Annotated in this window: 13 protein-coding genes; 8 read left to right on the forward strand and 5 right to left on the reverse strand. The window is 62.1% G+C overall.

The window, feature by feature from the left end; all coding sequences use genetic code 11:
- Positions 1 to 4: 4 nt before the first annotated feature.
- The 5 genes from purT to J5M57_RS03565 all read right to left on the reverse strand — a co-directional run bounded on the left by purT (position 5) and on the right by J5M57_RS03565 (position 3,349).
- Positions 5 to 1,186, reverse strand: a complete 1,182-nt coding sequence (gene purT / locus J5M57_RS03545; RefSeq protein WP_003221968.1) for a formate-dependent phosphoribosylglycinamide formyltransferase — start codon at positions 1,184 to 1,186, stop codon at positions 5 to 7.
- A gap of 100 nt (positions 1,187 to 1,286) precedes the next feature.
- On the reverse strand, positions 1,287 to 1,754 hold the full coding sequence (locus J5M57_RS03550) for a hypothetical protein (RefSeq protein WP_064586113.1): 468 nt from the start codon (positions 1,752 to 1,754) through the stop codon (positions 1,287 to 1,289).
- A gap of 217 nt (positions 1,755 to 1,971) precedes the next feature.
- Complete coding sequence (locus J5M57_RS03555) at positions 1,972 to 2,181, reverse strand: DUF1289 domain-containing protein (protein WP_064586112.1); 210 nt, start codon at positions 2,179 to 2,181, stop codon at positions 1,972 to 1,974.
- Complete coding sequence (locus J5M57_RS03560; RefSeq protein ID WP_047601386.1) at positions 2,178 to 2,702, reverse strand: gamma carbonic anhydrase family protein; 525 nt, start codon at positions 2,700 to 2,702, stop codon at positions 2,178 to 2,180. The genes J5M57_RS03555 and J5M57_RS03560 overlap by 4 nt, the downstream gene beginning before the upstream one ends.
- 47 nt (positions 2,703 to 2,749) lie before the next feature.
- Positions 2,750 to 3,349 carry a CoA pyrophosphatase gene (locus J5M57_RS03565; RefSeq protein ID WP_007967803.1) on the reverse strand — a complete coding sequence of 200 codons (600 nt, stop codon included), beginning with the start codon at positions 3,347 to 3,349 and terminating at the stop codon, positions 2,750 to 2,752.
- 146 nt (positions 3,350 to 3,495) lie between these two features.
- Here J5M57_RS03565 and J5M57_RS03570 point away from each other — a divergent pair, with 146 nt between their 5' ends.
- The 8 genes from J5M57_RS03570 (at position 3,496) to J5M57_RS03605 (ending at position 12,785) form a co-directional block, all read left to right on the forward strand.
- Positions 3,496 to 4,047, forward strand: a complete 552-nt coding sequence (locus J5M57_RS03570) for an NUDIX hydrolase (protein WP_207847389.1) — start codon at positions 3,496 to 3,498, stop codon at positions 4,045 to 4,047.
- A gap of 83 nt (positions 4,048 to 4,130) precedes the next feature.
- Complete coding sequence (locus J5M57_RS03575) at positions 4,131 to 4,646, forward strand: L,D-transpeptidase family protein (protein ID WP_064586109.1); 516 nt, start codon at positions 4,131 to 4,133, stop codon at positions 4,644 to 4,646.
- A gap of 400 nt (positions 4,647 to 5,046) precedes the next feature.
- Positions 5,047 to 5,787: a GntR family transcriptional regulator gene (locus J5M57_RS03580; protein WP_207847397.1), complete on the forward strand. Its 741-nt coding sequence runs from the start codon at positions 5,047 to 5,049 to the stop codon at positions 5,785 to 5,787.
- Positions 5,788 to 5,843: 56 nt separating this feature from the next.
- Positions 5,844 to 6,950 (forward strand): N-acetylglucosamine-6-phosphate deacetylase, encoded by a 1,107-nt coding sequence (nagA, locus tag J5M57_RS03585; RefSeq protein ID WP_064586107.1) that lies wholly within the window; start codon positions 5,844 to 5,846, stop codon positions 6,948 to 6,950.
- Positions 6,931 to 7,953, forward strand: coding sequence for an SIS domain-containing protein (locus J5M57_RS03590; protein ID WP_207847399.1), 1,023 nt, complete (start codon positions 6,931 to 6,933; stop codon positions 7,951 to 7,953). Before nagA ends, J5M57_RS03590 begins: the two co-directional genes overlap by 20 nt.
- Positions 7,954 to 8,151: 198 nt before the next feature.
- Entirely contained in the window at positions 8,152 to 10,665 is a 2,514-nt protein-coding gene (ptsP, locus tag J5M57_RS03595; RefSeq protein WP_207847401.1) for a phosphoenolpyruvate--protein phosphotransferase, read from the forward strand.
- 35 nt (positions 10,666 to 10,700) lie between these two features.
- On the forward strand, positions 10,701 to 12,413 hold the full coding sequence (nagE, locus tag J5M57_RS03600) for an N-acetylglucosamine-specific PTS transporter subunit IIBC (RefSeq protein WP_169843180.1): 1,713 nt from the start codon (positions 10,701 to 10,703) through the stop codon (positions 12,411 to 12,413).
- Positions 12,414 to 12,545: 132 nt separating this feature from the next.
- Positions 12,546 to 12,785, forward strand: a complete 240-nt coding sequence (locus J5M57_RS03605; RefSeq protein WP_169843179.1) for an EF-hand domain-containing protein — start codon at positions 12,546 to 12,548, stop codon at positions 12,783 to 12,785.
- The last annotated feature ends 166 nt before the right edge of the window (positions 12,786 to 12,951 follow it).

Here is a 12,951-nt window from a genome sequence, read left to right on the forward strand (position 1 = left end):
CGGTTTACAGCTCTACAACAACAGCCTGAGCCGCCCGGGTCGCTTTCGCACGAGCAGCCTCAATCGACTCATCCCGCGCCAACGCCACGCCCATGCGGCGCTGACCGTTGACTTCCGGCTTGCCGAACAGACGCAACGCCGTATCCGGCTCACTCAGCGCGGCGCCGAGGTTGGCGAAGGCGGTCTGGGTCGACTGCCCTTCCACCAGAATCACCGCCGAAGCCGAAGGGCCGAACTGACGGATCAGCGGCACCGGCAGGCCAAGAATGGCGCGGGCATGCAGCGCGAACTGCGACAGGTCCTGGGAAATCAGGGTCACCAGACCGGTGTCGTGCGGGCGCGGCGAAACTTCGCTGAACCACACCTGATCACCCTTGATGAACAACTCGACGCCGAACAGGCCGCGACCACCCAGTGCTTCGGTCACGGCTTTGGCCACGCGCTCGGATTCGGCCAGGGCAATCGGGCTCATGGCCTGTGGCTGCCAGGATTCTTGATAGTCACCCTTCTCCTGACGGTGACCGACCGGTGCGCAGAACGTGGTGCCACCGATGTGACGCACGGTCAGCAGCGTGATTTCGTAATCGAAATCGATGAAGCCTTCGATGATCACCCGGCCTTTGCCGGCGCGGCCGCCTTCTTGCGCGTAATCCCAGGCTTTCTGCACGTCATCGGCGCTGCGCAGTAGGCTCTGGCCTTTGCCCGAGGAGCTCATGACCGGCTTGACCACGCACGGGAAGCCCAGGTCCTGGACGGCTTTGCTGTAGTCCTCGAAGGTGTCGGCAAAGTGGTACGGCGACGTTGGCAGGTCCAGCTCTTCAGCCGCCAGACGACGGATGCCTTCGCGGTTCATGGTCAGTTGTGCGGCGCGCGCGGTCGGAATCACGGTGAAGCCTTCGGCTTCGAGTTCGACCAGAGTGGCGGTGGCGATCGCTTCGATTTCCGGCACGATGAAGTGCGGCTTCTCGGCTTCGATCACCGCACGCAGGGCGGCGCCATCGAGCATGTTGATCACGTGGCTGCGGTGTGCAACCTGCATGGCCGGCGCGTTGGCGTAACGGTCGACGGCAATCACTTCAACGCCCAGGCGTTGCAGCTCGATCACCACTTCCTTGCCCAACTCACCACAGCCACACAGCAATACGCGGGTCGCGGTCGGCGACAATGGAGTTCCGATACGGGTCATCTCAGGTCCTCAAAGAAGCGGATCATCGAGGAAAGCAACGCCAGACGCGCTTTCCATGGGGAGAAAGCGCGGCATTTTACATGAACCCGAGGGTTTGGCTTCAGCTGGCGACAGCCTGTTTGCGCTCGCGCCAGGCCATGATCAGCCAAACCGCAGTCACGCCGGCGAACTTCGAGGCCAGTGCGGTAATGATCACCGGCGGCGTCATCAGGTCGATCATGCCGAAGAAGATGAAGGTGTCGAGGGGGATGCTCAGCGCCGAGCTGATCCACAAGCGGTCACGCAACGGGCGTTTGGTGACGCTGAACACCAGCCAGTCGATGCATTCGGAGATCGCGAACGCCGTGGCGCTGGCCAGGGCGATGGACGGATCGGAGGTGACGTAGGACAGCACCAGCGCCGCCAGCATCGCCACGATGGCGCCGTGGCCGAAACGGGTCTGCACCATGTCGCGCAACACAAACACCAACCCGCCCCAGGCCGACCAGATGATGTCCAGGTGGGGGGCGGTGGAAAAGGCGAAGTTGATCAGCACGACGCTGCTGATGTAGGCGATGAGAAAAATCATGGCGGCGACCTGGGAAATTGGCGCACAGGTTACTTGAGGAGGAGATTTCGGCCAAGTCGGCTTACGATTTGTATACAAGGTTGAGGCTTACCTGTGGCGAGGGAGCTTGCTCCCGCCAGGCTGCGCAGCAGTCCCTGCTTTCAAGAGCAAAAGAGGGGCCGCTTCGCGCCTCGGCGGGAGCAAGCTCCCTCGCCACGGACGCTCGCCAGCCGAGCCATCAGCGCTTGGCCGGGATCATCCACACCAATCCACTCGCCTTCGCCCGCTCATGACACAACCCCAGCACCACGCGGCGCTCGTCATTGGTCATGCGGCCCCAGCGGGTGATCTCCGCGACCGTACGCTGGCAGCCAGTGCAAATGTCATCCTCATCCAGTGCGCAGATATTCACGCATGGCGAGGCGACAGGTCTTTCAGGCGTGCTCATTGTTCTTGCTCTACCAGATCACGCGCGTAGCGCTGCGAGTTATGCACATAGTGCGCGGCGCTCGCTTCGAGCATCTTCTTCTGCGGCTCGGTCAGCTCACGCACGACCTTGCCCGGCGAGCCCATCACCAGCGAACCATCCGGAATTTCCTTGCCCTCGCCGATCAGCGAATTGGCGCCAATGATGCAGTTCTTGCCGATCTTTGCGCCGTTGAGTATCACCGCGTTAATGCCGATCAGACTGTAATCGCCGACGGTGCAGCCATGCAGCATGGCGTTATGACCGATGGTCACGCCGGTGCCGATGGTCAGCGGATAGCCCATGTCGGTGTGCATCACCGTGCCGTCCTGGACGTTGCTGTTCTTGCCGATCAGGATCAGTTCGTTGTCGCCACGCAGCACGGCGTTGAACCAGACGTTGGCGCCCTCTTCCAGTTTGACCTTGCCCACCAGCACGGCATTGGGCGCGACCCAGCTCTGTGGGTGGGTGTCGACGCGGGCGTCGCCCAGGCGGTATTTCATCTTGTTTTCCTCAGGGCTCACGATGACGGGCCATTCGAGCGATGGCTTCAGGTATTGATATAGCTTTTGGGGGGATGGTGCAGGCTGATCTGCTCGTCATAGAGCAGATTGATCAACTCGACGATCATGATCGCCGTCAGCCCCCAGATCTTGAATTCGCCGTAACGATAACTCGGCACATACCAGCTACGGCCCTGATAATCGATACGGTGCGTGTGTTCACGCGGGTCTTTGCGGAAGAATTCCAGCGGCACGTTGAAGACTGCAGCGATCTCGGCATCGTTGGCCTGGTATTCGACAAAGTCCGGGATCACCCCGACATAAGGCGTGACCTTGATCCCATGCAGCGAAATCAACGGGCTGAGCGGGCCAATCACCTCGACCAGCCCCGGCGGCAGGCCGATTTCTTCCTCGGCCTCGCGCAGGGCGGTGAAAATCAGGTCAGGGTCTTCCGGGTCGCGGCGTCCGCCGGGAAAAGCCACCTCGCCGCCGTGGGTCGAGAGGCCGCTGGCGCGCAGGGTCAGCACCAGCTCGGGCTCGTCACTGCGGGTGATCGGCACCAGAACAGCGGCCTCGGGGAAACGTTTATCGGTCTCCAGCGTGCGCGGTGTGTGGTTGCTTACCCGATGCAGTAGCTCGTCCAGCATGAGTGTTCTCGATCTGTGCCTTACCCTGCATCATGCACCAATCATGGCAGCCGCCCAAGCCCCTCGCCGGGCCATGTCGCGAAACGACAACTTGCCGACCGGCACCGCTGCACGCCAAGATAGGCGCAGCATTCAGGAACCCCAGCATGAAATTTTGCAGCCAGTGTGGCAACCCGGTGACCCAGCGTATTCCCGAAGGCGACTCGCGGCTGCGATTTGTCTGTGATAGCTGTCAGACCATTCACTATCAGAACCCCAATATCGTGGCCGGTTGTGTCGCGACCTGGGGCAGCCAGGTGTTGCTCTGCCGCCGCGCCATCGAACCGCGCCTCGGTTACTGGACGCTGCCCGCCGGGTTCATGGAAAACGGCGAGACCATCGAGCAGGCCGCCGTCCGCGAAACCGCCGAGGAAGCCTGCGCCCGGGTGCGCAACCTGAGCATCTATACCCTGATCGACGTGCCGCACATCAGCCAGGTGCACGTGTTCTTTCGGGCCGAACTGGTCGATCTGGACTTTGCCGCCGGCCCCGAGAGCCTCGAAGTGCAACTATTCGACGAAGCCGACATTCCCTGGGACGAGCTGGCTTTCCGCACGGTGGGGCGTACCTTAGAATGCTTCTTTGCTGACCGCCGCGCCGAAACCTACCCGGTTCGCTCCGAGTCGATACCGCCGCTGGCTCAGCCTGCCATTGGCTGACTCAAAAAATCCAAAGATCAAAAGATCACAGCCTTCGGCAGCTCCTACACTTAACACTGCGTCATTCCTGGGGAATCGTTTCAATGCGCTGGTTGCTTGCCCTGTTTTGCCTGTCGTTCGTCTCAGTCTCCCAAGCGTCCTTCGTGACCACCGTGACGCCGTCGAATACCCCGATGATCGAAAAAATCCTCGTGCTCAAATCGGCGCATCAACTGCAGTTGATTGCCGATGGAAAGCCGATCAAGACCTATCGCATCTCCCTGGGCAAGGGCGCGAAAAAAGGTCCGAAACTGATTGAAGGCGACAAACGCACCCCGGAAGGCTTCTATTGGATCGACTGGCGCAAGGTCAGCGAAAAATTCAACCTGGCGATGCACATCTCCTACCCGAACATCAGCGATTCGGCGCGCGCCCGGCGTGAAGGCGTCGAGCCTGGCGGGATGATCATGATCCACGGCACGCCCGACACCGAGGACACGCCCGAAGATCTGTTCCACACGCTGGACTGGACCGACGGCTGCATCGCCATGCGTAACATGGACATGCGCGAGGTCTGGGGCCTGGTGCCGGACGGCACGATGATCGAAATCCGCCCTTAAACGGACCTACAATCTGTGGCGAGGGAGCTTGCTCCCGCTGGGTTGCGAAGCAGCCCTCGCTCTTGGGTTTTGCGACGGCTACGCAGCCAGGCGGGAGCAAGCTCCCTCGCCACAAAGTACTCATTCAGCCGATACCGTCGGTCGGCGTTAAAAAATAAATCAAAAGATCGCAGCCTTCGGCAGCACCTACAGGGGTGATACCACTCTCGACTGTAGGCGCTGCCGCAGGCTGCGATCTTTTGCTTTCTGCATGCCACCTCTAATACCACTTCAAGACAACCCGCCCCTAACCCGCCATTTCATTGGACTGCAGGCCAATTCCCTGCGTTGACATGGTATTCAAGTGGTATTAATTTCCGCCCCATAAGCGAGCCACAACAATCCTATACTCGCGCCGGAAATGACCTACATGAACGACCTCCAGGCCCTACGCCCAGATGACTCCCAGCCGACGCCGCTGTACTTGCAGCTGGCGCGCAATCTGGAATCGGCGATCCATGCCGGGCAGTGGAAGGCCGAGCAGGCGATGCCGTCCGAGCGCAACCTCAGCGAGCAACTGGGGATCTCCCGGGTCACCGCCCGCAAGGCGCTGGAAGTCCTGCTCGATCAAGGTCTGATCCGCCGCCTGCAAGGTTCCGGCACCTTCATCACACCCCGCCTGGAACAACCACTGTCGCGCCTCTCGGGATTCAGCGAAATGCTCCGCCTCAAGGGTTTCGTGCCCAGCTCGCAGTGGCTGGAGCGCGAAGTCACCCTGCCGACCCACGAAGAACTGATCCGCCTGAGCCTGTCGCCGAACGACAAGGTCGCGCGCATGAAACGCCTGCGCAAGGCCGACGACACGGTGATGGCGATCGAGATGAGCACCCTGCCCGCCTCGGTCATGCCCAAGCCGCAACAGGTCGGCGATTCGCTCTACGAATACCTCGACGGCATCGGCAAACCGATCGTCCGCGCCCTGCAGCACATTCAGGCAATCAACGCCTCGGACGAGTTCGCCGCACTGGTCGGCATCGCCCCCGGCACCGCCATGCTGCTGATGACCCGGGTCGGCTACCTCGAAGACAACACACCGATCGAAGTCACCGACACCTATTGCCGCAACGACTACTACGACTTTGTTGCAGAGCTTCGTAGATAAAGAGCTTCGTAGATAGAGAGCTGCGTCGATAAGCGCGGCCAAAAGCGAGAACCAAAATGTCCGAAGACAACATCCTTACCGCCAGCGGCTGGATTCGCGGCCGGCTGATCCACGAACACGGCAAAGTCGTGTCGATCGAAGGCGTGCCGTGCGATCCGGCCGACAATGACCTGCCCTATCTGCTGCCGGGTTTCATCGACCTGCACGTCCACGGCGGTGGCGGCAAAGACATCATGGAAGGCGCCAGCGCCTTCGAAACCATCACCAAAACCCACGTGCGCTTCGGCACCACCTCGCTGCTGGCCACCACCATGACCGCGCCGAGCGCCGAGATCTCCAGTGTGCTCAAAGAGGTCGGAGCATTCTGCGAACAGCGTCCGCAAGGCGCCGCGCGGGTACTCGGCGTGCACCTGGAAGGCCCGTACATCAACCCCGGCAAACTCGGCGCGCAACCGAATTTCGCCCACACCGCGTTGATGGCCGAAGTCGAGGAATACCTGGCGCTGGCGCCGATCCGCGTGATCACCATCGCCCCGGAAATCGCCGGCCACGACGGTCTGATCCGTGAGCTGAGCAGCCGTGGCATCCGCATGCAGATCGGCCACACCCTCGGCAGCTACGAGGAAGGCGTCGCCGCCCTGGAGGCTGGTGCCACCAGCTTCACCCATTTGTACAACGCCATGAGCCCGCTGCATCACCGCGAGCCGGGGATCGTTGGCGCCGCGCTGGCTCACGCCAAGTTCGCCGAGCTGATCCCGGATCTGCTGCACGTGCACCCCGGTGCAATCCGCGTGGCCCTGCGTTCGATCCCGTGCCTGTATTGCGTCACCGACTCGACCGCCGCCGCCGGCATGCCCGACGGTGAGTACAAACTCGGCAGCCACACCGTGACCAAATGCCTGGGCGGCGTGCGCCTGCCCGACGGCACGCTGGCCGGCAGCACCCTGACCATGGATCAGGCCCTGCGCAATCTGGTGAAGATCGGTTTGCCGATCAGCGAGGCCTCGCAACGTCTTTCGCAATTCCCCGCCGACTACCTCGGCATCACCGAACGCGGGCGCCTTGAACCAGGCGCCTGGGCCGACTGCGTGCGGCTGGATCGCTCACTCACACTGACCGCCGTCATGGTCGAAGGAGAAGACATTGACTTCAAAAATGCTTGAAGAGGCGCTGTCCTCGTTCGAGGCCGTGCAAGCCCAACTGGAGCAACTCGATCCACAGATGATCGAGATCGCCGGGCGCCTGCGCCGTCAGCCGCCGCAAGTGGCGATGACCGTCGCGCGCGGCAGCTCCGACCACGCGGCGAGCTACTTCGCCTACCTGACCATGCAGCAGCTGGGCGTGCCGGTGGCGTCGTTGCCGATGTCGGTGGTGACCATGCAACAGGCGCCGTTGAAGGTCAGCGGTCAGGTCGCGTTCGCCTTTTCGCAGTCGGGTCAGAGCCCGGATCTGGTCAACAGCCTGCGCCTGTTGCGCAAGCGTGGCGCACTCAGCGTGTCGATGGTCAACGCCGCCGATTCGCCACTGGAAGCGGCCTGTGAATTCAGCCTGCCGTTGCTCGCCGGCACCGAAAGCAGTGTCGCGGCGACCAAGAGCTTCATCGCCACCCTCAGCGCCAGCGCCCGTCTGATCGCGCACTGGAAAGAGGACAGCGAACTGCTGCAAGCGCACAACGCCCTGCCCGAAGGCCTGCGCGAAGCGGCGCAACAGGACTGGAGCGCAGCGATCGATGCGCTGCGCGATTGTGAACGCCTGATGGTCATCGGCCGTGGTGCCGGTTTCGCCATCGCGCAGGAAGCCGCGCTGAAGTTCAAGGAAACCTCGGCGATCCAGGCCGAAGCGTTCAGCAGCGCCGAAGTCCGCCATGGCCCGATGGCGCTGATCGACGAGCACTACCCGCTGCTGGTGTTCGCCCCGCGCGGTGCCGAGCAGGCGGGCCTGATCAGCCTGGCGGCGGAGATGCGTCAACGCGGCGCCCGCGTGTTGCTCGCCGCGCCGGACGACATTCTCGAACGCGACCTGACCCTGAGCCGCGCCGAACACCCGGCCCTCGACCCGATTCTGGCGATCCAGAGTTTCTACGTGATGGCCGCAGGCCTGGCCGTGGCCCGGGGCATGGACCCGGATCAGCCGCGCCACCTGAGCAAAGTGACCCGTACCCACTGATAACCAAGACGGACGACGAATCCCCCCGTAGGAGCTGCCCAAGGCTGCGATCTTTTGATCTGGTTTTTATGGATCAAGATCAACAGATCGCAGGCTTCGGCAGCTCCTACAGGGCTCAGCGAAACCGTGAGATCGCGATGCAGGCATTCAGCAATACCGTGGAATCGCGACATTCCGAACTACTGATGAGACCGAGCCATGCACAACAACAATAAAGAGCTGACCCTCAGCGCCCCGCTCAGCGGCCCGGTGCTCACGCTCGCCAAAGTCCCGGACGCGGTGTTCGCCAGCGGCGCGATGGGTGACGGGATTGCCATCGATCCGCTGAACGACACCCTGTATTCGCCCTGCGCCGGGGTGATCATCCATGTCGCCCGCACCGGCCATGCACTGACAGTACGCGCTGACAACGGCGCAGAAATCCTCCTGCACCTGGGCCTCGACACCGTTGAACTGAACGGCGAAGGTTTCTCGATGCTGGTCAAGGAAGGCACGCGGGTCAGCAAGGGCCAACCGTTGTTGCGCTACGACCTGGACAAGGTCGGCCAGCAGTGCAAAAGCCTGGTCAGCCTGTTGATCCTGACCAACAGCCAGGATTTTCAGGTACGACCGATCACGCTCAAAGCGGTGAAGGTCGGCGACCCCTTGCTGCACATCATTGCCCGCAACGGCACCACGGCGGATGTTGAAGACATTGGCGGACCTGAGGTGCGTGGGCACGTATTGGTCGCTCATCGCGGCGGCTTGCACGCGCGTCCCGCTGCACTGATTCGTCAGACCGCACAAGGTTTCAAGAGCCAGTCGCAGCTGCACTTCGCCGGCAAATCGGCGCCGTGCAACAGCCTGATCGGTCTGATGGGACTGGCCATCGGCGAGCAGGATGACGTGCAAGTCAGCTGTCAGGGGCCGGATGCCGAAGCCGCGCTGCACGCCTTGCTCAACGCGTTGGCGACCGCTCTGCCCGAAGAGCATCACGCCGCCGCACCGGTCAGCATTGCACCGCGCCAGCGCCCGGCCGAAGCGGGTGTGCTGCAGGGCGTGTGCGCCGCACCGGGGCTGGTCGGCGGGCCGCTGCTGCGCTTGAACGCGATCAACCTGCCGGCGGATGCGGGCAAGCATGATCCTCGGGTGCAACAGCAGGTTCTGGAATCGGCGCTGAATCAGGTACGCGACGAAATCCACGCCACGCTCGCTCAAGCGAAAAGGCACAAGAACACCGACGAAGAAGCGATCTTCGCCGCGCATCTGGCATTGCTCGAAGACCCGGCCCTGCTCGACGCCGCGCAGCACGCCATCGATCAAGGCACCGCGGCGACTCACGCCTGGAGCCAGTCGATCGATGTGCAGTGCGAGGTGCTGCAACACACCGGCAGCGCGCTGTTGGCCGAACGCGCCAACGACCTGCGCGACCTCAAGCAACGGGTGCTGCGCGCGCTGCTCGGCGAAGCCTGGCGTTACGAGGTGCCGGCCGGCGCCATCGTCGCCGCGCATGAACTGACCCCGTCGGATCTGCTGCAACTCAGCGCCCAAGGGGTCGTCGGGTTGTGCATGGCCGAAGGCGGCGCGACGTCGCACGTAGCGATTCTGGCGCGGGGCAAAGGTCTGCCGTGCCTGGTGGCGTTGGGCTCGGCTTTGCTCGATCAGCCGCAAGGGCAGTCAGTGGTGCTGGATGCTGACGGCGGTCGCCTTGAATTGACGCCGAACACTGAGCGTCTGGCCGACGTCCAGCAAGCGCAAATCGACCGCCAACAACGCCGCGACGCCCAACAAGCCAAAGCGCATCTGCCGGCGGAAACGCGCAATGGCGTGACCATCGAAGTGGTCGCCAATGTCGCCTCCAGCCATGAAGCAGCCGATGCGTTCGCCAATGGCGCCGATGGCGTCGGCCTGCTGCGCACCGAGTTTCTGTTCGTTGACCGGCAAACCGCGCCGGACGTCGAAGAACAGCGCGTCGCCTATCAAGCCGTGCTCGATGCCATGGGTGAGCACTCGGTGATCATCCGCACCATTGACGTCGGCGGCGACAAGCAACTCGACTACCTGCCGCTGCCCGCCGAAGCCAACCCGGTACTGGGCCTGCGCGGCATTCGTCTGGCTCAGGCCCGCCCGGAAATCCTCGATCAGCAACTGCGCGCGCTGCTGCAAGTCAGCCCGCTGCGCCGTTGCCGGATCCTGCTGCCGATGGTCACCGAAGTCGAGGAACTGCTGCACATCCGTCAACGGGTCGATGCGCTGTGCCTGGAGCTGGGCATCAGCCAGCGTCCGGAAATCGGCGTGATGATCGAAGTCCCCGCCGCGGCATTGCAAGCCGAACAACTGGCCGAACACGCCGACTTCCTCTCGATCGGCACCAACGACCTGTCGCAATACACCCTGGCGATGGACCGCGACCACGCAGGTTTAGCCGCCCGGGTCGATGCCTTGCATCCGGCGCTGCTACGGTTGATTGCCATGACCTGCGCAGGCGCGGCGGTGCACAAGCGTTGGGTCGGTGTGTGCGGCGCCCTCGCCTCCGATCCGCTGGCGACGCCGGTGCTGGTCGGCCTGGGCGTGACGGAACTGTCGGTCAGCCCGGTGCAGATCGGTGAAATCAAGGACCGCGTGCGCCAGTTGCACGAGGCCGAATGCCAACGCCTCAGCCACGACCTGCTCAAACTGAACAGCGCCGCTGCGGTACGTCACGCCTGCCACCAGCATTGGCCTCTGCACTAACAACAAGCTCTCTATAAAGAGCAGGGAGAACCACCATGTACCAACTTTTCATCGAAGGCCTGCAACGCCTCGGCCGTGCGCTGATGCTGCCGATCGCGATCCTGCCGATTGCCGGCCTGCTGCTGCGTCTGGGTGACACCGACCTGCTGAACATCGCGATCATTCACGATGCCGGCCAAGTGATCTTCGCCAACCTGGCAATGATCTTCGCCATCGGCATCGCCGTCGGGTTCGCCAAGGACAACAACGGCACTGCGGGTCTGGCCGGCGTGATCGGTTATCTGGTGATGATCTCCACCCTCAAGGTGCTAGACCCGAGCATCAACATGGGCATGCTCGCCGGGATCGTCAGCGGCCTGATGGCCGGCGCGCTATACAACCGCTTCAAGGACATCAAACTGCCGGAGTACCTGGCGTTCTTCGGCGGCCGGCGTTTCGTGCCGATCGTCACGGGTTTTGCGGCGGTCGCACTGGGTGTGGTGTTTGGCTATATCTGGCCGCCGATTCAGCACGGCATCAACAGCTTCGGCACCCTGATGATGGAAAGCGGCAGCTTCGGCGCCTTCGTCTTCGGCGTGTTCAACCGCCTGCTGATCGTCACCGGCCTGCACCACATCCTCAACAACATGGCGTGGTTCGTGTTCGGCAACTTTACCGACCCGACTACCGGCGCACTGGTCACCGGCGACCTGTCGCGCTACTTCGCCGGCGATCCGAAGGGCGGCCAGTTCATGACCGGCATGTTCCCGATGATGATCTTCGGCCTGCCGGCGGCGTGCCTGGCGATGTACCGCAACGCCTTGCCGGAACGCCGTAAGGTCATGGGCGGGATCTTCCTGTCGATGGCCCTGACCTCGTTTTTGACCGGGGTGACCGAGCCAATCGAATTCGCCTTCATGTTCCTCGCGCCGCTGCTGTATCTGCTGCATGCACTGCTGACCGGCCTGTCGATGGCAATCACCAATGCGCTGAACATCCACCTGGGCTTCACCTTCTCCGGCGGCTTCATCGACATGGTGCTGGGTTGGGGGCGCTCAACCAATGGCTGGCTGGTGATCCCGGTCGGGCTGGCGTATGCCGTGGTGTATTACGCGGTGTTTGATTTCTGTATTCGCCGTTTCAATCTGAAGACGCCGGGACGTGAGGATGTGGCTGTTAGTGAAAAAGCCGTACTCACTGAAAACGAAAGGGCCAGTGCTTACATCAAGGCATTGGGTGGCGCAGAAAATCTGCTGACGGTCGGCGCCTGCACCACGCGTCTGCGACTGGAGATGGTCGATCGCAACAAGGCATCCGATGCTGATCTGAAAGCGCTGGGCGCGATGGCGGTGGTGCGTCCGGGCAAGGGTGGCAGTTTGCAAGTGGTGGTCGGGCCGCTGGCCGACAGCATTGCCGATGAAATTCGCCTGGCGATGCCGGCACTGGGTCGCGCACTGATGGCCGCGCCTGCTGCGGTGGTCGAGGAATCCAAAGCCGTGCTGGTCGCGGCCCCCGAAGCTCAACAATGGCTGACGGCACTAGGCGGCAGCGACAATGTGCTGCAACTGGACTGCATCGCCCTGACGCGCATTCGCCTGCAACTGGCCGATGGTAAAGCATTGTCCGAGGCTCAATTGAAAGAGTTGGGGTGTCAGGGCGTCAGCCAGTTGGAAGGTGGCGTCTGGCATTTGCTGATTGGCGAGAAAGCGGCGAGTTTGAGTGGGGCGATTGAGGCCTTGGTCAATCGACGTGAACCACTGTCTGTGTAGGGGCCTGTCAACTGTCAGGCCTGACAGTTGACCCTCTCAAACGCCAAGCCTACGTTGGCTGTATCAGGCAGTACATCCAGTAGCCGTCGCCGTGATGTTTGTTCGATTCGATCTGACATGGAGGAGATCAATATGAGCTCACTATCTGATGAAGAGCGCCGCTCTGAACTTGAACGTTTCAAGTCTTACGGTGGCTCCGAGAAAGCCGGCGTAAAGGTGGAAGACTTCCGGGAAAACTACCAAAAAGTTCACGGAGCGATTGTCGAACTGGAAATGGACAGCCTGCTGAAATCACTGGATGCCAATGGTGACGGTGTCATCACATGGGAGGAATATCTCGCCGACTACATGGGCGGCGAGGTTGCTCAATAAGCTCCCGATGAGCTTTTGCGCTACGTAAAAAACCCGGCTATTGCCGTAATGCTCCTCACTTAAGCCCGACACTGCAACTGTGGCGAGGGAGCTTGTCGGATCGCCGCACCGTCCCGCTGGGTCGCGAAGCGGCCTCAAAAGAGGGACTGCTACGCAGTCCAGCGGG

This window comes from Pseudomonas sp. 86_A (genome assembly GCF_017491705.1).
Lineage (GTDB): Bacteria > Pseudomonadota > Gammaproteobacteria > Pseudomonadales > Pseudomonadaceae > Aquipseudomonas > Aquipseudomonas koreensis.

Coding starts and splice junctions, on each gene's coding strand:
- J5M57_RS03560 (WP_047601386.1), bottom strand. CDS start 2,702: ATGAAATACCGCCTGGGCGACGCCCGCGTCGACACCCACCCACAGAGC.
- ptsP (WP_207847401.1), top strand. CDS start 8,152: ATGCACAACAACAATAAAGAGCTGACCCTCAGCGCCCCGCTCAGCGGC.
- J5M57_RS03570 (WP_207847389.1), top strand. CDS start 3,496: ATGAAATTTTGCAGCCAGTGTGGCAACCCGGTGACCCAGCGTATTCCC.
- purT (WP_003221968.1), bottom strand. CDS start 1,186: ATGACCCGTATCGGAACTCCATTGTCGCCGACCGCGACCCGCGTATTG.
- nagE (WP_169843180.1), top strand. CDS start 10,701: ATGTACCAACTTTTCATCGAAGGCCTGCAACGCCTCGGCCGTGCGCTG.
- J5M57_RS03575 (WP_064586109.1), top strand. CDS start 4,131: ATGCGCTGGTTGCTTGCCCTGTTTTGCCTGTCGTTCGTCTCAGTCTCC.
- J5M57_RS03555 (WP_064586112.1), bottom strand. CDS start 2,181: ATGAGCACGCCTGAAAGACCTGTCGCCTCGCCATGCGTGAATATCTGC.
- J5M57_RS03565 (WP_007967803.1), bottom strand. CDS start 3,349: ATGCTGGACGAGCTACTGCATCGGGTAAGCAACCACACACCGCGCACG.
- J5M57_RS03550 (WP_064586113.1), bottom strand. CDS start 1,754: ATGATTTTTCTCATCGCCTACATCAGCAGCGTCGTGCTGATCAACTTC.
- J5M57_RS03580 (WP_207847397.1), top strand. CDS start 5,047: ATGACCTACATGAACGACCTCCAGGCCCTACGCCCAGATGACTCCCAG.
- J5M57_RS03605 (WP_169843179.1), top strand. CDS start 12,546: ATGAGCTCACTATCTGATGAAGAGCGCCGCTCTGAACTTGAACGTTTC.
- nagA (WP_064586107.1), top strand. CDS start 5,844: ATGTCCGAAGACAACATCCTTACCGCCAGCGGCTGGATTCGCGGCCGG.